The 19337-nt window shown below is 44.0% G+C and carries 20 protein-coding genes, 1 tRNA gene and 2 pseudogenes; 20 read left to right on the plus strand and 3 right to left on the minus strand.

The genetic code is table 11. The annotated features are described in order from the left end of the window. Positions 1 to 181 (plus strand): annotated as a pseudogene (locus tag BUB92_RS11565) (Rpn family recombination-promoting nuclease/putative transposase); the annotation flags it as partial. A 58-nt stretch (positions 182 to 239) separates the two neighbouring features. On the opposite strand, the gene BUB92_RS09225 reads toward BUB92_RS11565, so the two are convergent. Continuing rightward, entirely contained in the window at positions 240 to 455 is a 216-nt protein-coding gene (locus tag BUB92_RS09225; RefSeq protein ID WP_073093152.1) for a hypothetical protein, read from the minus strand. 333 nt (positions 456 to 788) lie between these two features. Here BUB92_RS09225 and BUB92_RS09230 point away from each other — a divergent pair, with 333 nt between their 5' ends. After that, positions 789 to 1724 carry a M23 family metallopeptidase gene (locus BUB92_RS09230; RefSeq protein ID WP_073093154.1) on the plus strand — a complete coding sequence of 312 codons (936 nt, stop codon included), beginning with the start codon at positions 789 to 791 and terminating at the stop codon, positions 1722 to 1724. A gap of 25 nt (positions 1725 to 1749) precedes the next feature. Continuing rightward, on the plus strand, positions 1750 to 2133 hold the full coding sequence (locus BUB92_RS09235) for a bactofilin family protein (protein WP_073093156.1): 384 nt from the start codon (positions 1750 to 1752) through the stop codon (positions 2131 to 2133). 14 nt (positions 2134 to 2147) lie between these two features. On the opposite strand, the gene yyaC is transcribed toward BUB92_RS09235, so the two are convergent. Then, complete coding sequence (gene yyaC / locus BUB92_RS09240; RefSeq protein WP_143156917.1) at positions 2148 to 2738, minus strand: spore protease YyaC; 591 nt, start codon at positions 2736 to 2738, stop codon at positions 2148 to 2150. A 111-nt stretch (positions 2739 to 2849) separates the two neighbouring features. Between yyaC and BUB92_RS09245 the strand changes: the two genes are divergently transcribed. The 13 genes from BUB92_RS09245 to BUB92_RS11570 all read left to right on the plus strand — a co-directional run bounded on the left by BUB92_RS09245 (position 2850) and on the right by BUB92_RS11570 (position 15802). Then, positions 2850 to 3890: a YkvI family membrane protein gene (locus BUB92_RS09245; RefSeq protein WP_073093184.1), complete on the plus strand. Its 1041-nt coding sequence runs from the start codon at positions 2850 to 2852 to the stop codon at positions 3888 to 3890. Between the two features lie 23 nt (positions 3891 to 3913). Continuing rightward, a complete protein-coding gene (gene selA, locus BUB92_RS09250; RefSeq protein ID WP_073093160.1) occupies positions 3914 to 5317 on the plus strand; it encodes an L-seryl-tRNA(Sec) selenium transferase in 1404 nt (467 codons plus the stop codon). 39 nt (positions 5318 to 5356) lie between these two features. Further along, positions 5357 to 7255, plus strand: coding sequence for a selenocysteine-specific translation elongation factor (selB, locus tag BUB92_RS09255; RefSeq protein WP_073093162.1), 1899 nt, complete (start codon positions 5357 to 5359; stop codon positions 7253 to 7255). 36 nt (positions 7256 to 7291) lie between these two features. Beyond that, on the plus strand, positions 7292 to 8284 hold the full coding sequence (locus BUB92_RS09260; protein ID WP_073093164.1) for an acyl-CoA dehydratase activase-related protein: 993 nt from the start codon (positions 7292 to 7294) through the stop codon (positions 8282 to 8284). After that, positions 8281 to 9378: a 2-hydroxyacyl-CoA dehydratase gene (locus BUB92_RS09265; RefSeq protein WP_073093166.1), complete on the plus strand. Its 1098-nt coding sequence runs from the start codon at positions 8281 to 8283 to the stop codon at positions 9376 to 9378. The genes BUB92_RS09260 and BUB92_RS09265 overlap by 4 nt, the downstream gene beginning before the upstream one ends. Continuing rightward, positions 9375 to 10334: an acyl-CoA dehydratase activase gene (locus tag BUB92_RS09270; protein ID WP_073093168.1), complete on the plus strand. Its 960-nt coding sequence runs from the start codon at positions 9375 to 9377 to the stop codon at positions 10332 to 10334. The genes BUB92_RS09265 and BUB92_RS09270 overlap by 4 nt, the downstream gene beginning before the upstream one ends. A gap of 53 nt (positions 10335 to 10387) precedes the next feature. Then, positions 10388 to 11566, plus strand: coding sequence for an ABC transporter substrate-binding protein (locus BUB92_RS09275; RefSeq protein ID WP_073093170.1), 1179 nt, complete (start codon positions 10388 to 10390; stop codon positions 11564 to 11566). Between the two features lie 70 nt (positions 11567 to 11636). Then, positions 11637 to 12518: a branched-chain amino acid ABC transporter permease gene (locus BUB92_RS09280; RefSeq protein WP_143156919.1), complete on the plus strand. Its 882-nt coding sequence runs from the start codon at positions 11637 to 11639 to the stop codon at positions 12516 to 12518. Positions 12519 to 12531: 13 nt separating this feature from the next. Next, the gene (locus BUB92_RS09285) at positions 12532 to 13491 is read left to right on the plus strand and encodes a branched-chain amino acid ABC transporter permease (RefSeq protein ID WP_073093172.1); all 960 of its coding nucleotides are present in this window, start codon (positions 12532 to 12534) and stop codon (positions 13489 to 13491) included. Beyond that, the gene (locus BUB92_RS09290) at positions 13478 to 14242 is read left to right on the plus strand and encodes an ABC transporter ATP-binding protein (protein WP_073093174.1); all 765 of its coding nucleotides are present in this window, start codon (positions 13478 to 13480) and stop codon (positions 14240 to 14242) included. Before BUB92_RS09285 ends, BUB92_RS09290 begins: the two co-directional genes overlap by 14 nt. Before the next feature lie 3 nt (positions 14243 to 14245). Further along, entirely contained in the window at positions 14246 to 14950 is a 705-nt protein-coding gene (locus tag BUB92_RS09295; protein WP_073093176.1) for an ABC transporter ATP-binding protein, read from the plus strand. Positions 14951 to 14999: 49 nt separating this feature from the next. Further along, on the plus strand, positions 15000 to 15656 hold the full coding sequence (locus BUB92_RS09300; protein ID WP_073093186.1) for a CBS and ACT domain-containing protein: 657 nt from the start codon (positions 15000 to 15002) through the stop codon (positions 15654 to 15656). Positions 15657 to 15704: 48 nt separating this feature from the next. After that, positions 15705 to 15802: transfer RNA gene (locus BUB92_RS11570), tRNA-Sec, on the plus strand. Positions 15803 to 15856: 54 nt separating this feature from the next. Here BUB92_RS11570 and BUB92_RS09305 read toward each other — a convergent pair. Beyond that, complete coding sequence (locus BUB92_RS09305; protein WP_159432329.1) at positions 15857 to 16462, minus strand: TVP38/TMEM64 family protein; 606 nt, start codon at positions 16460 to 16462, stop codon at positions 15857 to 15859. Positions 16463 to 16800: 338 nt separating this feature from the next. Between BUB92_RS09305 and BUB92_RS09310 the strand changes: the two genes are divergently transcribed. The 4 genes and pseudogenes from BUB92_RS09310 to BUB92_RS12025 all read left to right on the plus strand — a co-directional run. Then, a complete protein-coding gene (locus BUB92_RS09310; protein ID WP_073093178.1) occupies positions 16801 to 17445 on the plus strand; it encodes a CvpA family protein in 645 nt (214 codons plus the stop codon). A 39-nt stretch (positions 17446 to 17484) separates the two neighbouring features. Then, positions 17485 to 18861, plus strand: coding sequence for an aminopeptidase (locus BUB92_RS09315; RefSeq protein WP_073093180.1), 1377 nt, complete (start codon positions 17485 to 17487; stop codon positions 18859 to 18861). Continuing rightward, positions 18858 to 19073, plus strand: coding sequence for a zinc ribbon domain-containing protein (locus tag BUB92_RS09320; protein ID WP_278280524.1), 216 nt, complete (start codon positions 18858 to 18860; stop codon positions 19071 to 19073). Before BUB92_RS09315 ends, BUB92_RS09320 begins: the two co-directional genes overlap by 4 nt. 149 nt (positions 19074 to 19222) lie before the next feature. Then, positions 19223 to 19337 (plus strand): annotated as a pseudogene (locus BUB92_RS12025) (selenide, water dikinase SelD); the annotation flags it as partial.

Raw genomic sequence — 19337 nt, forward strand, 5'->3', positions numbered from 1 at the left:
GGAAGGTAGAGAACAAGGGATACAGGAAGGGATAGCCAAAGGTATAGAACAAGGAATAGAAAAAGGAATAGAAAAAGCAGCACTGAATGCTTTACAAAAAGGATTGGATATAGAAACTATAGCCGAGATTACCGGGCTTTCAGTAGAGAGGATAGAGGAGTTAAAGAAAAAACTGAATTAAAAAGTACAGGGGGACGGTATAAATATAAGACAGCACAAAGGAACCGTCCCTTTGTGTTCTAACTTCCCCTTGTGAGTTTTTTGGCCTGGATTTCCGAAGGAGAAAGGGAGCAGTTGTATACTTCAAAAAAGGCATAGTCTTCCGGGCGCATGTATTCTGGATCTTCACCGGTAAAGTAGAGCCAGTGTTTGTAGTCGGAAAGCAGCGCATATTTGAAATAGGAACGGCTTATGCTGGCCCGGCGGGGCCAGGAATAATCATCACGGTTTAACATGGTAATTCACCAGCTTGTAAATTTTGTGCTATTATATTTTATTTCGCAATAAATCTGTAAATTCCTGCCTTAAAGGCAGTTTTTTTTTCTTGGTGAGCGGATAAGGAGATATTTTTATGCAGGGGAAAAAGAGAGAGAAAATAACTCCCAAGGAGTAATTACAAATGTCTTGTGAAGAAAAGGGTGATTAATGACGGGATGATTTAAATGCAAAAACTAGTTGGGATAGTCCAGGGAAAAAGCTTGATAAAAAAATGAAAAAAGGTAAATAATTTATTAGGGCGGGAGTCAATAGATGGCAAAATTTGGGTTTTAAATGCAGGTGATGAAAGGTTGAGCAGGAGGAAGAAAAGAACCTGGCTTTTTAACCGGGAAAAGCGGAAAAAAGGTCATAAGTATATGACGATTCTTTTTATTCCTCCCGGCGGCTCCCAAGCCAGGCGGTTTAATATTTCCTATGCCCATATCAAAGGGCTGGCGGCGGGAATGTTTCTGGTAGTGGCCTTGCTTCTGACTTTAGGCGGGCTTTATTTTTACAGCCAGGATCAGATAAGGCAGGTAGATAAACTTAAAGCGGATAATAAGGAAAAAGCAGAAGCTATAATGCTGCTTCAGCAGGAAATAGAGAGCATAGAAAAACAAAAGGAAGATATTGAACGCAAACAAGAGGAGATAAAAAAGCTGATGGGCATAAAAGAAACTTCCGGGCGGGAAAGCCTTCCTTCCCGGGGAGGGCAGGGAGGACGTGATGCTTCTTCGCGAGAAAATGTAAGTGATATTTTATACCGGCTGCAGGATATTAAAAATTATCTGAGTCGGGAAGAACAAGCTCTGGATGAAATGTTAGCTCTAGCTAAAAATAAGGAAGATTATTTCCGCTCGGTGCCTAATCAGTGGCCGGTAAAAGGGGAGATAACCTCGCCGTTTGGTTTCCGCAAATCGCCTTTTGGAGGACGCCGGGAGACTTTTCACGAGGGGATTGATATTGCCAATAATGTGGGGGAAACTATTGTGGCGGCAGCCGACGGCAAGGTGGTTTTTGCCGGCTGGCAGCCGGTTTATGGCAAAACCGTGGAAATTGAGCATGGCTATGGGTTTACCACTATCTACGGCCATAATTCGGCTTTGCTGGTGAAGGAAGGAGAGGTGGTCAGGAAAGGGCAGCCGATTGCCCGCTTAGGCAATACCGGACGGAGTACCGGGCCCCATCTGCATTTTACGGTAAAGAAATACGGAGAACTAAAAGACCCGCTTATATATTTGCCGTAATTATATTTTAAGGAGTGATTTTGCTGTGCTGGGCAAGAAAAAAGAAGCTGCTTATGGGGATATTGACACTTTTATCTCCCATCACATGGAGATAAAAGGAGAAATACATACTAAAGGCTCTCTGCGGCTTGATGGCAGGGTGGAAGGGCAGATAAAGGCGGAAGGGGATGTAGTTTTAGGGGAGAAAGGATGGGTGAAAGGGGAAATAAAAGCTAAGAATATAATTATTGCCGGGAATATAGAAGGTAATGTCCATGCGGAAAACCGGCTAGAAATAGCCCCGAGCGGACAGGTGCATGGTGATGTTGCCTGTGATATACTGGTCATCGAAGAAGGGGGCATATTAAACGGGCTGGCCCGGATGAAGAAGATGGAGAAAAAAGAAGAGAGAGGAAAAGAAAAGAAATAAAGAGGGGAAGCTTTTTATCTTCCCCTCTTTGCGCTTTTGCGGGTAAAACGGTGGTGGAAAAGGTACAGGCCTTGGGCTATAGTTTCAGCCATGCGGTAAACCGTATAAAGTCGGGTGTTTTGCAAAACCATGTGCTCTAAAAATCCGCCTACATTTACTACCCCGGAGATATGAAAATCGCCCACTTCGGGTAGATCTTTCTTAAGGGCGGTTCCCGGTTTGATGGCGCCTTTTCTTATGTTTATATAGCCTATGCGGTCTTTGTTCCCTAAGGAAGCATCAACAGCGATAATCAGAGGACGGGAAAAGTTTTCTTTTATATGTAGCAGGGTAGAACTCAAGTTCACGGCATGAACAGGTTCTTCCAGGGTGCCGTAGATATGAGCAGATGCCAGGTAGCTTTTAAGCTTGCTTCCGGTAAGCGGTCCCAGACAATCTCCTGTTGCCCTGTCGGTTCCTATGCACACATAAATTATTTCCCGGGAAAAAATATCCTCTACTTCCATTAATAACTGATAAATTGTTTCTTCAATTTTACTAAAACAATAAGGTTCATCATAATGATAGGAATAAGATAGGTTTGTCACCGGCTGAGTAAGAGACAATTTGCCAACCTCCAATAAAATTGATTTATTCCCTATTTTTGCCGGGAGAAAAAGATTTTATACCAACCGGGAGAGGAGCTGGGGGCTATAAAGCGGAGTTTAATGGTGGTTATGGGGTATCTAGGAGCGGTAATCGGAGCCGGGTTTGCTTCCGGGCAGGAGATTGTGCAGTTTTTTGTCGTTTATGGGGCTTACGGATTTAAAGGAGCTTTGCTGGCAGGAGGGCTGTTTGCTCTTCTGGGCATGCTGCTTATTTATACCGCTCATAAAGAAGGTATAGATAATTATCAGGAGATGCTCACCTATTTTTTGGGAACCAGGTGGGGTGTGCTGGTAGATTTTATGCTTACCTTTTTCCTTTTCCTGGGCATAAGCACGATGCTGGCAGCCAGTGGAGCTGTTTTTTATGAACATCTTTATCTATCCAAAGTTTCAGGGATTATAAGTGCCTGCCTTCTGGTAATCATTTTCCTTATTACAGGAAGAAAAGGGCTTTTTTTATCTTATAACCTGCTGGTTCCGGTAAAGCTGATGTTTTTAGTTTTTATAACTGCCTATGCGGCTTTTATCTTTAAAGCAGACCAGATGGAGGTTTATACTTCTTTTATGATTTATGAAGAGGCAGGTTTCTGGCTAGTTTCGAGTTTTCTTTATGTGGCTTATAATTTTGCCCTGGCCCTGGTGGTGTTGACCGAGTATAGAGCGGTAACTTCGCCGCTGACCGGTATGGCAGGGGCAGCTATGGGAGGAATAGTTCTGGGCATGTTGATTGTTTTTACCTATCGGGCGCTGGGCAATTTTTTGCCCCATGTTATGTATTATCAGGTGCCTATGCTTTTTATAGCCGGCAATATAAACATAAAGGTAAAATATGTGTATACTGTTGTTTTATGGCTGGGAATACTTACAACAGCTTTAGCTAATGCTTATGGTTTTGCTTTGCGCTTTTCCCGGCTTACCAGTTTAAACTATCAGTTTTGTTTGCTCTTGTGTATAGTGATGGCTGTGCCTTTATCCCTTTTTAGTTTTTCCGATCTGGTAGGCAGGATATATCCGGCTTTTGGCTTTTTGGGGCTGGTTATTATCTGGGCATTATTTTTTAAAGCGGGAAAAGACATGTTAGAACAGATATACTATAATATTAGGAAGTAAAAGAAGATAGCAGGAGGTAAAAAATGATCAATTTAAAAAAAATTCCCCCGGTAGATGAAATTTTGCAGTATAGAGAGCTGGAAAGTTTTTTTAAGGTCTATAACCGGGATTTTGTGGTAGGAGTTGTACGCCAAGCCCTGGAACGGATAAGGCAGTATTTGAAAAATGTAAATGAGGAATGGAGCAGGGAAGAGCTGGTAGAAAGGATTATAGAGGAGATAAGGCAGGTCAGCGAAGAGGAAGCTAGTGGAACCCTGCGCAAGGTTATAAACGGCACCGGGGTAGTTCTGCATACCAATATGGGAAGAGCCCCTCTCGGCAGGAGGGCCCTCCATAATATGCAGGAAATGGCAGTAAATTACAATAATCTGGAGTTTGATTTGGAAAAAGGGGAACGGGGAAGCCGGTATTTTCATGTGGAGGAGCTTTTGCGGAAGTTAACCGGGGCCGAGGCAGCCCTGGTGGTAAACAATAACGCGGCTGCGGTTCTTTTAGGTTTGAATACCCTGGCTAAAGGCCGGGAGGTAATAGTTTCCCGGGGACAGCTGGTGGAAATAGGGGGGGCTTTCCGCATCCCTGAGGTGATGAAGCTGAGCGGGGCTAAACTGGTGGAAGTAGGGACTACGAATAAGACGTATATAAGGGATTTTGCCGAAGCGATAAATGAGAATACGGCGTTGCTTTTTGCGGCTCATACTTCTAATTACAAGATAATTGGCTTCAGCCAGGAAGTGGAGCTTTCCGAGCTGGTGAAACTGGGGCGGGAAAAAGGGCTTCCGGTTATGCAGGATTTGGGAAGCGGGGTTCTCTGCGACCTTTCCCCCTGGGGGCTTAAGGATGAACCTACGGTTCAGCAGTGTATAAAGGCAGGAGCGGATATTGTTACTTTTAGTGGAGACAAGCTTTTGGGCGGGCCTCAGGCGGGGATAATAGTGGGCAAAAAAGAATATGTAGAGGCGATGAAGAAAAATCAGCTGACCAGGGCTTTACGGGTGGATAAGCTTACTATATCCGCCCTGGAAGGTACGCTGCTTGAATACTGGTGCGGAAACCCTTACCGGGATATTCCCGTCATAAATATGCTTACCCTTTCCCGGGAGGAATTAAGGGAGAGGGCGGAAAAACTAAAGGAGCTTTTAGTTTCCAGGTTTGAGGGAGATAAACAGGTGAAGAAAATAGAGATGGTACAGCTGGAGGATATGGTAGGGGGCGGGGCCTATCCGGCTACCTTGCTTCCAGGCTATGGAGTGGAAATAGAACTGGCTGATTTGAAGATAGATAAAATATCCTCCGCTTTGCGCCGGGGAAGGCCGGCTCTGGTTACCAGGGTTAAGGAGGATAGACTGCTTATAAGTGTGCGCACTCTTTTGGAGGAAGATTATCCACTGGTGGCTGAACTGCTTTATAAGGCAGTCTACCATGCTTAATTAGGTAAATGCAGCTGGCAAGGTAAGGAGGAAGAAAGGTTGAAACGGGTTGTTATCGGAACGGCTGGACATATTGACCATGGCAAGACTACCTTGGTTAAGGCTTTAACTGGGATAAATACTGACCGCTTGAAGGAAGAGCAGAAGAGGGGAATATCTATTGAACTGGGATTTGCTCCTTTTGTGCTTCCTAATGGGCAAAGGGCGGCGATTGTGGATGTGCCCGGGCATGAAAGGTTTATCAAACATATGCTGGCAGGCGCTTTTGGTATAGATATGGTGCTTTTCGTTATTGCGGCCGATGAAGGCATTATGCCTCAGACGCGTGAGCATATGGATATTATTGAAATTTTAGGGGTCAAAAAAGGCATTATTGTCCTGACCAAAAAAGACATGGTAGATGAAGACTGGCTGCTTATGGTGGAAGAAGAGGTAAAAGAGTATGTGGAGGGGACTATTCTTAAAGGGGCTCCTATAATAAGCGTTTCTTCGGTTACGGGGGAAGGGCTGGATGAACTGGTAAAGGAGATAATGCGGGTGGCCCAAGAGGTAGAAGAAAAGCCGGCTTTTGGGCAGGCAAGGCTTCCCATTGACCGGGTTTTCAGTATGCCTGGTTTTGGGACGGTGGTAACCGGCACTTTATGGTCGGGCCAGTTCCGGGTGGGAGATACGGTAGAGCTTTTGCCGGTAAAAAGAGAGATAAAAATCCGCAACCTGCAGGTACATAATGAAAAGGTGGAGGTAGCTTATGCCGGGCAGAGGGTAGCGGTAAACCTGCAGGGGGTGGAAGTGGCAGATATAAAGCGTGGATACTGGCTGGCTACTCCGGGCTTTCTTGCTCCCAGCTACCGGGTAGATGCCAAATTAAGGCTGATAAATTCCACTGACCGTACTTTGAAGAATTGGAGCCGAATACATTTTCACCTGGGTACGGATGAGGTATTAGGAAGGGTAGTTTTGTTGAGCAGGGATGAGCTTAAGGCGGGAGAAGAGGCTTATGTGCAGATAGTGATGGAAGAGCCGGTAGTATGCCATAAGGGGGATCCTTTTGTGGTCCGCTACTATTCTCCGGTTACCACTATCGGAGGCGGGGTTATAATTGATCCCCAGGCGGTAAAGCAGAAAAGATTTAATGAAGAAGTGCTGAAGGAGATGGCGGTAAAAGAGGAAGGAAGCCTGTCCGAAATGCTCCTTTTTGAACTGGAATCCAAACCCCTTGAGATTTTGACCCTGGAAGACTTGATGAAAGCGACAGGAGTAACGGAAGGAGAAATAAGGGAGGAAATAGAAAAACTTGCCAGCGAAAATAAGGTTGTCGAAATAAGCAAAGGGGTATATATTAGTAATTATGGACTGGAGCAAATAGAAGCCAAGCTGGTGGAAAACTTAAAGCTTTATCACCGCAAATATCCTCTGCGTCCGGGTTATCCCAAAGAAGATATGCGCAGCCGCTTTTTCGGCCATATAAGCAGCAAGGTATTTAACCAGATATTAAAGCTTTTTGAGGAGAGGGGAAGCCTGGAAAGCAAAAACAATGCCTTAATGCTTAAAGGATTTGTTCCCCTTCCCGGGGATAAGGAAAAGGCATGGATAGAAAAGATTAAGCAAGAAATGGAAGCCAATCTTTTCACCCCGCCATCGGTGGATGAGCTTAAAGAAAAGCTGGGTTTGGATGAGGAGATACTGGAAGAGATTATAAATTACCTTCTGGAAGAGGGGTATATAGTAAAGGTAAGCTCAGATATGTTTTTTACCCGGGAAGCGATAGAAAAAGGAAAAGCGATATTGAGCGATTATTTTAGCCGGGAAAAAGAACTTACCCTGGCAACAGCGAGAGATTTATTGAAAACTACTCGCAAGTATGCTTTGCCTTTGGTAGAATATTATGATAGGATTCGTTTTACCCGCCGGATAGGGGATGTAAGGGTAAAAGTTTAAGTGAAGCCAGGGGAGAAAGCAGGAGGATTTTGGAAAGTGGCGAAAATAGGAATACCGCGTACTTTAGCTTATTTTCTTTATTTTCCTTTTTGGCAGGCTTTTTTTACCGAGCTGGGACATCAGGTAGTAGTTTCACCGCCTACGACCAAAGCTATACTGGACCGGGGAGTAGAAGATGCAGTAAATGATGCCTGTATTCCGATAAAGATATACCACGGACATGTAGCTAAACTTATAGGCAAGGCGGATTTTATATTTTCTCCGCGGCTGGTAAGCCTGCGCCGGCATGGCGATTTTGGAACCGAAACCTTTTGCCCTAAATTTTTAGGTTTACCGGATATGATAAGGGTGGCCATTGATAAACTGCCCCCGGTAATAGATACCCGGATAGATCTAAAGCCGGGAAAAGAAGAGCTCTTAAAGGCTTGCCAGGAAACCGGAGATATGCTGGGACATGAAGGGAAAGAGGTTTTGGCTGCCTATAAGAAAGCGCTTGCTGTACAGAAAAGATTTAACCAGCTTTTAGCAAAAGGGGTTCTTCCCCACCTGGCTTTAGATATAATAGAAGGCAAGAAAAAAGAAGAAGATCTGAATAGGGATGGCTTTGATCTTAATATTGCCGTAGTGGGCTATCCTTATGTAATATATGATCCGTATGTCAATGTAGGGCTTTTAAAGCTTTTAGAAAAGGAAAAAGCCAGGGTTTATACCCAGGATATCCTGAGCAATAAGATTTTAAATAAACAGCAAAAGTATATACCGAAAAGCCTTTTCTGGTATTTTTCTAACCGGGCGGTTTATGGCGGCTTATATTTTATGAAGCAAAAGGATATTGATGGTATTATCCATGTGACAGCTTTTGCCTGTGGGCCTGATTCGATGGTGGACAAACTTTTGGAAATAGAATGCAACAAGCATAATAAACCTTATCTTACGGTGTCGGTTGATGAGCATAGTGGAGAAGCAGGAGTAAGGACACGCATAGAAGCTTTTGTCGATATGCTGCGCTACAGGAGGGCTACGCGATGAAAATAAGTTTTCCGCATATGGGACATTCATATATTGCCTTTAAATGGCTGGTGGAAAATATAGGGCATGAGTGCATAGTTCCTCCTGAGCCGAGCAAGAGGACTTTAGATCTGGGAGTAAGGTATGCTCCGGAATTTGCCTGTATTCCGTTTAAGATCCTGATGGGGACTTATCTAGAAGTGGCGGAAAAAGGAGCTGAAGTTATTATAACCTCAGGCGGGATGGGGCCCTGCCGGGCCGGGTATTACTGGGTTATGCACCAGTACATACTGAATGAGCTGGGAAAAGATTTAGAAATAATAGCTTTTGAGCCTCCGCTTTGCGATCTTAAAGATTTTTGGCGCAAACTTCATCGCCTGCGGAAAAGCGGCGGACTTTCGGTTAGGGAGTTTATTCAGGTCATAAAAACCGCCTGGGAAAAGATTAAGGCTATTGATGATATTGAAATGCGCTCCCATGAAGTAAGGCCTTATGAAATAAACCGGGGAGATACTACCCGGGCTTTATGGAAAGCGCTGGATATGATAGATAAGGCTAATTCGGTAAAAGAAATAGAAGAAGCCAGGCAGGAAGGGCTCAAGGTCATAAACCAGGTGCCGCAGGATTTAAGCCGCAACCCTCTTAAAGTAGGCATAGTAGGTGAGATCTATGTAGTTCTGGAACCAGCGGCCAATCACTATATCCAGATTATGCTGGGTGAAATGGGGGTACAGACAGATCGTTCAATTTATCTTACCTCTTATACCCGGGAGAGTGCTATTATAAATCGGGAAGAAGATATTTTTGCCGTAGCCCGGCCTTATATTAAAGAGGCACCGATCGGAGGACATGGGGTAAACAGCATAGGCGAAACTATTCTTTATGCTAAACACGGTTTTGATGGCGTGGTACAGCTGGCTCCTTTTGCCTGTATACCTGAGATTGTAGCCAAAAGCATTTTGCCTAAGGTGAGCAGGGATTATGATATACCGGTTTTGACCTTGTTTATTGATGAACAGACAGGAAAAGCCGGCGTACAGACTAGATTGGAAGCTTTTGTCGATCTTTTGGAAAAACGCCGGGAGAGCAAAAAGCGGGAGAGGTTAGTCGTATGATAGGTTATTTAGGAGTAGATGTAGGTTCAGTAAGTACCAATGTGGTAATAATCGATGAAAAAGGGGAAGTTATAGCTTCCAGGTATCTTCGCACCAACGGCAAGCCTATTGAAACGGTGCAGAAAGGTCTTTATTCGGTAGGAGAAGAAGTAGGAGACAAGGTGCAAATCGCCGGGGTAGGAACTACCGGGAGTGCTCGCTATCTGGTAAGCATGATTGTAGGGGCTGATATCGTAAAAAATGAAATAACTGCCCATGCCGTAGCTGCTTCCAATGTAGTTAAAGGGGTTCAGACCATAATTGAAATTGGCGGACAGGATTCCAAGATAATAATCCTGCGCAATGGAGTCGTTACTGATTTTGCCATGAATACAGTATGTGCAGCCGGTACCGGGTCTTTTCTCGATCAGCAGGCTAACCGGCTTTGCATTCCTATCGAAGAATTCGGAGATTATGCCCTTAAGGCTAAGAACCCGGTACGTATCGCCGGAAGGTGTGCAGTTTTTGCCGAATCAGATATGATACATAAACAGCAGCTGGGCTATAATATTGAGGATATTATTGCCGGACTCTGTGAGGCTCTGGTACGGAATTATATGAATAATGTAGGCAAAGGGAAAGAAATTTTGCCCCCAGTCGTCTTTCAGGGGGGGGTAGCCGCCAATAAAGGCCTGGTGGCTGCTTTTAATAAATATCTGGGCCTGGAAGTGATTGTTCCCAAAGAACACGGGGTGATGGGAGCTATCGGGGCTGCTCTCCTGGCCCGGGAGGCTACGAAAAAAACAGGCCAGACTAACTTTAAAGGGTTTAATATAAAGGATATAAGTTTTAAGACCGATAGTTTTGAATGTAATGGCTGTTCTAATGCCTGTGAAGTAGTGCAGTTTTACGAGAATGATGAGCTTATTGCTCGCTGGGGAGACCGGTGCGGCAAGTGGGAAATGAGTACGCGATGAAGTTTCACGGGGCACAGCCGTGAAGGAAAATAAAACTAAAAGGAGGAAGGTAGATGCGAGTAAGTAGGAAGGTAGTCTGGTTGGTTTTACTGCTTTTCGCATTCGGCATGGTGGCCGGATGTGGCGGGAAAGCTGGAGGAGGGAAAGAAGCGGCTGCTGAGGAGATACTGATAGGCATAAATGCAGAGCTTTCGGGAGCAGTTGCCAGCTATGGCAGCAATGCCCGGGATGGAGCCCTTCTGGCTATCGAACAGATCAATGAACAGGGCGGCATTTTAGGTAAGAAGCTTAAAGCTATTGAAAGGGATAACAAGTCATCAGCCGATGAAGCCATGAGCGTAAGTGCTGATCTGGTAACTAAAGGCATAGTAGCTCAGATCGGACCACTTACCAGTGGTAATGTGCAGGGATGTACTCCGGTTATGATGGACAATAAGATTCCTCTTATTGCTCCTGCCGCTACGGCTGTAAGTGTAACTGTTAATGAAAAGGGAGAAACTTTAGATTATATCTTCCGCGTATGCTTTATTGACCCGTTCCAGGGAACTTTAATGGCCCAGTTCGCTTATGATAATTTGGGAGCTAGAAAAGCAGCTATCTTAAAAGATGCTTCCAATGATTACAGCAAAGGCCTGGCTGATTACTTCAAGAAAACCTTTATCGAAAAGGGTGGCCAGATAGTAGCTGAAGAAGGCTTTATCAAAGGAGACCGTGATTTTAGGGCTACTTTAACCAAGATAAGAAGCTTGAATCCTGATTTTATCTACGTTCCCGGTTATTATGAAGAGGTAGCTCCTCTTATCAAGCAGGCACGCGAATTAGGCATAAATGTGGCTATTGGTGGTGGAGATGGCTGGGATTCTCCGGATATGGTAGAAGTAGCTGGTAAGGCTAACCTCAATAATACTTACTTTACCAATCACTATTCCGTAGAAGATCCGAATCCTAAAGTACAGGAGTTTGTAAAGGCTTACCGGGCTAAGTACAACAAGGATCCGGATGCTTTTGCTGCTTTAGCTTATGATGCGGTACAGCTTCTGGTACAGGCGATAAAAGATGCTAATAGCACCAATCCGGAAGATATTAAGAATGCTTTGGCCAATATTAAGGATTTTGAAGGCGTAACCGGCAAAATGACTATCGATGAACAGCATAACCCGGTTAAAGCAGGGGTTATCATTGAATTTAAAGATGGCAAACAGGTAATGAACACCAGAATTGAACCTAAGTAATGGCAAAATGATAGGAGAGGGGATCTATCCCCTCTCTTTACGGTACCACTAATAGGAGGAAGTGGCTGAATTGCTGGAATTAATGCAACAGATAGTTAATGGATTATCTCTGGGCGCTATATATGCGCTTATTGCCCTGGGATATACCATGGTCTATGGCATAATAAAGCTTATAAATTTTGCCCACGGCGATGTCATGATGGTAGGTGCTTATGTTGGGTTTTTTTCCGTAAGCATGCTGGGCACCAATATAGTAGTGGCCATGATTTTTGCCATGCTGGCATGTGCGCTCCTGGGGGTAATTATTGAAAAGGTAGCCTATAAGCCTTTACGGAGAGCTACACGCATAGCAGCTCTTATAACTGCCATCGGAGTGTCCCTGTTTTTAGAATATACTACTATATTTTTCTTGACTCCGCAGCAGAGGATATTCCCGCAAGGAACATTTCCCGTACAGGATTATAGCCTGGCGGGTATTTCCGTTTCCAATAAGGATATATTTATCTTTATATCCGCCATTCTGCTGATGGTTATTCTGCAGTTTATTGTCAAAAACACCAAAACAGGTAAAGCCATGCGGGCGGTTTCGGAAGATAAGGATGCTGCGGTTTTGATGGGCATAAATGTGGATAATACTATATCGGTGACTTTTGCTATTGGTTCTGCTCTGGCGGCAGCTGCCGGGGTAATGATAGGGGTATATTATAATACCATAAATCCCCTGATGGGGATCCTTCCCGGTCTTAAAGCTTTTGTGGCGGCAGTACTGGGAGGAATAGGAATAATTCCCGGAGCTATGGTGGGTGGCTTTATTTTAGGGATTTTGGAAACCCTGGTTAGCGGTTACGGCAACAGCCTTTATCGGGATGCCGTAGCTTTTGGCATACTTATCCTTATATTACTTATCAAGCCTACCGGTATATTTGGCAAGAATACCGGGGAAAAAGTGTAGGTGAATAATGATTATGAATGTTTTCGCAAACAGATGGGGAAAATTAGGAGCGGAAATTTTAATACTGGCCTTTATTTTTCTTTTTGTGCAGTATTTTATTACGGTAGGCGTTTTTAACCAGTACCATCAGATAATCATAACTTCTTTGTGCATAAATATTATTTTGGCGGTCAGCCTCAACCTCATCAACGGTTTTACCGGGCAGCTTTCCCTGGGACATGCTGGATTCATGGCGGTAGGGGCTTATGTTTCCGTAGTTTTAACGAAATTTATGGGCATGCCTTTTCTAGTCGGTCTAGTAGGAGGATGTCTGGCAGCAGCTGCCGCCGGGTTTGTAATCGGGGTTCCTACTTTAAGGCTTAAAGGTGATTATCTGGCTATTGCCACTTTAGGATTTGGGGAAATAATTCGGGTAATACTGCAAAATATAGAGTATGTAGGAGGTCCAGCTGGTATTGTAGGCATTCCCAAGATGACTACCTGGGGATGGCTTTTTGCTGGGGTAGTGATTACCATAGCAACTATTCAAAATCTTATCAATTCCAGCTATGGACGGGCCATAATTTCGGTGCGGGAAGATGAGATTGCCTCGGAAGTGATGGGGATTAATATTACCAGCTACAAGGTCTTGGCTTTTGTGATCGGAGCTTTTTTTGCCGGTCTGGCAGGGGGGTTATATGCCCACTATTTTTACATCATAAAGCCGGAAACGTTTAATTTTCTTAAGTCTTTTGATGTCCTGGTAATGGTAGTTTTAGGCGGTCTGGGAAGTACAACTGGAGCCGTAATCGCTGCCGCTTTTATAACCTTGCTTTCTGCGGCTTTGCAGGCTTTTCCCGCCATACGCATGATAATTTATGCCCTTATTTTAATACTGTTGATGATTTACCGGCCGCAAGGGCTGATGGGAAATAAAGAGCTGTCAGTTAAAATCTTGGGCAAGATTTGGAGTGGAAAAAATGATGCTGCTTAAGATAAATAATTTATGCAAATCTTTTGGCGGTTTAAGTGCGGTGCTTAATTTTAACCTGGAAATAAGGGAAAATGAGCTTATAGGGCTTATTGGGCCTAATGGTGCCGGCAAAACCACCGTTTTTAACCTTATAACCGGGGTATATAAACCGGATGCCGGGGAAATTATCTTCAAAGGGGAAAATATAGGAGGACTCCCCCCTTATGTTATATGTCAGAAGGGAATTGCCAGGACCTTCCAAAACATAAGGCTTTTTAATAATCTGACGGTTATGGAAAATGTGAAAATCGCCTTGCATAAGAATGTCCCTTACAGTTTGCCGGCAGCTCTTTTCCGGTTAAATTCTTTTTACCGGGGAGAAAAGGAGATAGAAGAAGAGGCGATAAGATGGCTTAAACTTTTTAATCTCGATCACCGCCGGGAGGAAATAGCCTCCAGCCTGCCTTATGGCGAGCAGAGGAGGCTGGAAATAGCCCGGGCTCTAGCTACCCATCCTACGCTTTTGATCCTGGATGAACCGGCAGCCGGCATGAACCCCAATGAAACCCTGGAACTTATGGAGCTTATTCGCCGTTTGCGGGATGAATTTAAGCTGGCCATACTGCTCATCGAGCATGATATGTCCCTGGTTATGGGGGTATGTGAGCGCATATATGTTTTAGATTATGGACAGGTTATTGCTGAAGGCAAACCGGAAGAAATCCGCAACAATAAGCGGGTCATTGAAGCTTATCTGGGAGAGGAGGTATAGAGGATGCTTAAGGTAAACGAAATTGATGTATACTATGGAGCTATTCATGCCCTAAAAAAGCTTTCCCTGGAAGTTGAACAGGGTAGTATTGTTACTTTGATCGGTGCTAATGGAGCAGGGAAAACTACTACCCTTAAAACGATATCCGGCCTCCTGCGTCCCAGAAGTGGGAGCATAATTTTTAAAGGTGTTGATATTACGAAAGTGCCACCGGAAAAAATTGTCGCCATGGGCATATCCCAGGTGCCAGAGGGCAGGCGGGTTTTTGCTGGCATGACGGTATTAGAGAATCTGGAAATGGGAGCTTATCTTAGAAAGGATAAAAAAGGAATAGCCAAAGACTTGGAAGAGGTATTTGACCGGTTTCCCCGTTTGAAAGAGAGACGCAAACAGCTGGCCGGGACTTTAAGCGGAGGAGAACAGCAGATGCTGGCTATCGGCCGGGCTTTGATGGCCAGGCCTTCGCTTTTGCTTATGGATGAACCTTCTATGGGTTTAGCCCCCCTGCTGGTTAAAGAAATATTTGAAATAATAAAGGATATAAACAACCGGGGTACTACTATTCTCCTGGTAGAGCAGAATGCCCACATGGCTCTTTCCATCGCTGATAAGGCTTATGTCCTGGAAACTGGTGAGATAGTCCTTTCCGGGCAGGCAGGAGAATTAATGAAGAGTGAAGAGGTAAAGAAGGCTTATTTGGGCGGTTAAAAGAGGCCGCCTTTATTTGTATAAAAGCGCTGAAGGAGGCTTTATAAAGATGAAGGTAAAGGACAAAATGACTACCCGGGTAATAACGGTTGAGATGGAAAGCTCGGTAAATGATGCTTTTCGGCTGATGAAGGAAAACAATATCCGCCGGCTTCCGGTTATGGATCATGGCAGGTTGGTAGGGATAATAACCTTAAGCGACCTGAACCATGCCATGCCTTCATCCGCAACCTCTTTGAGCATTCATGAGTTAAATTATATTCTGGCTAAAACTAAAATAAAAGACATAATGCCGAAAAAACAGAAGCTGGTTACCGTAGATGCCGAAAGCTATATTGAAAGGGCAGCTAAATTGATGCGCGAACATACCATAAGCGGATTGCCGGTAGTAGAAAATGGCGAACTGGTAGGCATTATAACCGAAACCGATATATTTGACGCTTTTATCGAAATACTGGGAGTAAACAAGCCCCATACCCGTATAGATATATTTATAGAAAACAAACCGGGAATACTAGCTGACATTACGGCGGTTTTTGGGCAGAGGAAGATAAATATTTTGAATACCGTAGTATATTATGATAAGGTGCGCGATTTGTATAAAGCCATAATAAGGGTGGAAGCTCTGGACTGTGAAGAGGCGATTGAGGAGCTGAAAAAGAAAGGTTATCCTATAGAATCGGTTATAGTAAGGCCGGAAGTTTAGCAAAACCTGTATTTGACAAGTATAAGGAAAAGTTATATACTCATAAGCGGAAGCGGATCGGTCCTGGTGGGCCGCCTGGACTTCAAATCCAGTCGTGCGGCGGTGGTCCCGGCGCAGGTGAGTTCGATTCTCACACGCTTCCGCCAGAATAGAAGATATAAAGACCGCAGCTTTTAGAATAGCTGCGGCTTTTTTTATATTTATTCACCTTTTCCCGGTTTAATGAAAGAAATTTTGCCTTCTTTTTTCAAAAAATGAGCGAGAAGAGCGGTCATGGCTATGGCGGCTATAATTATGATGGCCATTTTTACATCATGGGTGTTAAAAAGGCATATCCCCAGCCCGGTATAAAGGACGGCGGTAGGGATTTTGCCGATAGCAGAAGAGAAGAAGAAACTCCAAAAGGGCATGCCACTTACTCCTGCAGCTACATTGATAACCGGCGTAGGGAAGATGGGAAGCACCCGGACTAAAACTATGGTCCAGAAGGCCATGCGGTTATCTATCTGGGTGAGATCATAGCCTAGCCTGTCTTTAACCTGCTCGATTACCCAGTCTGATGCTACATAACGGCTTATCCAGTAGGCCAGACAGGCTCCAGCCAGAGCACCTGACCAGGCGAGAAGAAAACCGGTTTTAAAACCAAAAAGAATGCCTCCGGCGGAAGCCAGTATTATATAAGGGAATACAGGAAAAGCAGCCTGGAGGGTAAAAAGGATAAAAGCGATGAGAGGGGCCCACATGCCGAAGTTTCTCATATAGGAAGTTATAGTAGCCATATCTTTAAAGGTGGCTATCATTTCCATGCTTTTTCCCTCCCGTAGCTTCTGCTGCAGAATTATTATAGCACTTTCCATTTATTGTAGCTATCTTTTTGTTATTTATACTGGAGCCCAAATAGAAAAGGCAAAGGCTAATTTATGAAAAAATTTTTTAAAAGGGTATTTATTTTTTTTATGGCATCATTTATACTTATTAGTAATAAAACAGTTTTATGAGCGGTATAATTTGTAAAATATAATCGCGGGGGAGAGGGAATGTTTGCCATAGAAGGAGCCTTAGGGCTCCTTCTCTATTTTTGGCTGGATTTTCCTTAAAGTATGTTATAATTTTAAAAATAGTTTTATAATGGCTTGGGGAAGGTATGGAGTTTAACTGGGTAGATTATATTATCCTCATCTTTTTGGTCGGAAGCCTTTTTGCAGGTTTTAAGCAAGGATTTATTAAGGCTTTAAGCGGAATCATAGGGTTAGCTGCCGGGCTTATCCTGGCCTGGGCTTATTACGATAATTTAGCTCTATATATGGAAGATTATTATGGGGTTATAACCCTGATGGCTGATTTTTTGCGGGAGAGGCTTTTTTTAACTGCTCTGCCGGCAGCAGGTATAGGTGAAGGGGTGCCGTTTTTACCCGGCAGGCAGGAAGCTGATATAGCCTATTCTTTAGCTTCTTTTTTGCTTCTGGCTTTATCTTTTATGGTGCTCTTAATTATAGGGAGCAGGGTGGTCAGGTTTTTATGGAGCTATCTGGATATAATTTTTATGACCGGATTCTGGGCAGGGCTAAACCGTTTGGCCGGCATGATGGTGGTTCTGCTTAAGAATGTGGTTATTTTGGCGGTAGCTTTTGTTTTTCTAACTCCATTTGTAAGATATGGAGCTGCTCTGGGTATAGGCAGCCTGCTGCTATTAGAGCAAGGTATAGATAATTCTTATTTGGCCAACATTATATTTAAAGCTTTTAATACTTTAAATCTGCTTAAAGAACGGTGGTTTTTAAAAGGATAAAAGGAAGCCTGAATACCATATTTTGAAGGAGGTCAAAAGATGGGCAGAGAGAGTAATATTATATGGGAAAAAATCGATAAAGAAGAACTGGGTCTTATCGAAAATTTCAGCCAGGGGTATGTGGATTTTCTGAATAAGGCCAAAACCGAACGGGAAACGGTGGATTTTATTGTTGCGGAAGCTAAGAGGGCGGGTTTTGAAGATTTAACGTCGAGTGAAGGTATTAAGCCGGGGCAAAGGTTTTACTGGACGGAAAAGAATAAAGTAGCTGCCCTGCTGGTAATAGGAGAAAAACCGCTGGTTGAAGGCATAAATATAGTAGTTTCCCATATCGATGCCCCCCGCATTGATTTAAAACCCCGGCCTCTGTATGAAGAAGATAATATGGCTCTTTTTAAAACTCATTATTATGGAGGGATCAAGAAATACCAGTGGCTCAGTATCCCTTTAGCTCTACATGGAGTAGTAGTTAAAAAGGATGGCCGGGTTATAAAGATAAACATAGGAGAGGGGGAAGATGATCCTGTTTTTACCATATCTGATCTGCTTCCCCACCTGGCCAAAGAACAGATGGAGAAGAAGATGGCAGAGGCAGTTAAAGGCGAAGATCTGAATGTCCTAATAGGAAGCCGCCCGCTTATAGGCGAGGAAAAAGATAAAATAAAAAGGCATATAATGGAGATTCTGCAAGCGCGCTATGATATCGAAGAAGATGATTTTACCAGTGCCGAACTGCAGCTGGTGCCTGCTTTTAAAGCCCGGGAAGTAGGATTGGACAGGAGTATGATAGGCGGATATGGACAGGATGACCGGGTTAGTGCCTATACTTCCCTGCAGGCAGTTCTGGAGGTAGAAAGGCCTAAGCGTACAGCACTTTGCCTTTTCGTTGACAAGGAGGAAATAGGGAGTACCGGGAATACGGGCCTGCAATCCCTTATCATCGAAAACCTGATCACCCTTTTGCTTTATAAAACAGGAAAAGACAGTTATTATGCTGTGCGCCAGACCCTGGCCAATTCTTATGCCATTTCTGCTGATGTAAATGCGGCCATTGATCCGAATTATCCGGAAGTTTTTGAAAAGATGAACTGCAGTTTCCTGGCCGGAGGAGTAGTCCTTACTAAATATACCGGCTCGCGGGGCAAAGCCGAGTCTAATGATGCTAATCCTGAATTTTTAGGGAAGATTAGAAAGCTTTTTGATGAGCACAAGGTCTTGTGGCAGGTAGGGGAATTGGGCAAGGTAGATATAGGAGGAGGGGGAACGGTTGCCCAGTATGTAGCTTATTACGGTATGGAGGTTGTAGACTGCGGAGTAGCCGTTCTCAGCATGCACTCGCCTTTTGAAATCGTAAGCAAAGCTGATCTTTATATGGCTTATAAGGGATATAAAGCTTTTATGCAGGCATTTGTATAACCCTTAACCATAAGGATAAAAGGGAAAGGGGCTCAAAACTGATAATCGCTCCCAGGTTTTATCCATCAAGTAAAAAATGTAGCAATTGTGGTTATATTCTCCCCGAATTAAAACTCTCAACCAGGCAGTGGGAATGTCCGGAATGCAGAGCGAAACATGATAGAGACATTAATGCAGCTATAAACCTTATGCAGTATGCAAATATTGCATAAACATGAGTACCGCAAGTTCTGCGGGAATTAACGCCTGTGGAGATTGGCTCTGCGGCGGAACGGTTTTAAAACCGGTCTACGAGCACCCGGTCTATGAAACAGGAAGCCGGGAGTAGATATTTTTCTATGAAAGGTGGAACGGTGAGGATATGGAAAAAGTAAGGCTTACCCAGATGGTAAGGGCAGCCGGCTGAGCAGCCAAAATAGGTCCGGGGACCTTGGAAAAGATTTTGGCAGATTTTGAACTGCCCTCCCATCCCGATC

This window comes from Thermosyntropha lipolytica DSM 11003, from assembly GCF_900129805.1.
Lineage (GTDB): Bacteria > Bacillota > Syntrophomonadia > Syntrophomonadales > Syntrophomonadaceae > Thermosyntropha > Thermosyntropha lipolytica.

Excerpts from the sequence above, each read along its gene's own strand:
- BUB92_RS09225 (WP_073093152.1), bottom strand. The coding sequence starts at position 455 with ATGTTAAACCGTGATGATTATTCCTGGCCCCGCCGGGCCAGCATAAGC.
- BUB92_RS09245 (WP_073093184.1), top strand. The coding sequence starts at position 2,850 with ATGGGGTATCTAGGAGCGGTAATCGGAGCCGGGTTTGCTTCCGGGCAG.
- selA (WP_073093160.1), top strand. The coding sequence starts at position 3,914 with ATGATCAATTTAAAAAAAATTCCCCCGGTAGATGAAATTTTGCAGTAT.
- BUB92_RS09265 (WP_073093166.1), top strand. The coding sequence starts at position 8,281 with ATGAAAATAAGTTTTCCGCATATGGGACATTCATATATTGCCTTTAAA.
- BUB92_RS09270 (WP_073093168.1), top strand. The coding sequence starts at position 9,375 with ATGATAGGTTATTTAGGAGTAGATGTAGGTTCAGTAAGTACCAATGTG.
- BUB92_RS09275 (WP_073093170.1), top strand. The coding sequence starts at position 10,388 with ATGCGAGTAAGTAGGAAGGTAGTCTGGTTGGTTTTACTGCTTTTCGCA.
- BUB92_RS09285 (WP_073093172.1), top strand. The coding sequence starts at position 12,532 with ATGAATGTTTTCGCAAACAGATGGGGAAAATTAGGAGCGGAAATTTTA.
- BUB92_RS09290 (WP_073093174.1), top strand. The coding sequence starts at position 13,478 with ATGATGCTGCTTAAGATAAATAATTTATGCAAATCTTTTGGCGGTTTA.
- BUB92_RS09295 (WP_073093176.1), top strand. The coding sequence starts at position 14,246 with ATGCTTAAGGTAAACGAAATTGATGTATACTATGGAGCTATTCATGCC.
- BUB92_RS09300 (WP_073093186.1), top strand. The coding sequence starts at position 15,000 with ATGAAGGTAAAGGACAAAATGACTACCCGGGTAATAACGGTTGAGATG.
- BUB92_RS09305 (WP_159432329.1), bottom strand. The coding sequence starts at position 16,462 with ATGGAAATGATAGCCACCTTTAAAGATATGGCTACTATAACTTCCTAT.
- BUB92_RS09310 (WP_073093178.1), top strand. The coding sequence starts at position 16,801 with ATGGAGTTTAACTGGGTAGATTATATTATCCTCATCTTTTTGGTCGGA.
- BUB92_RS09315 (WP_073093180.1), top strand. The coding sequence starts at position 17,485 with ATGGGCAGAGAGAGTAATATTATATGGGAAAAAATCGATAAAGAAGAA.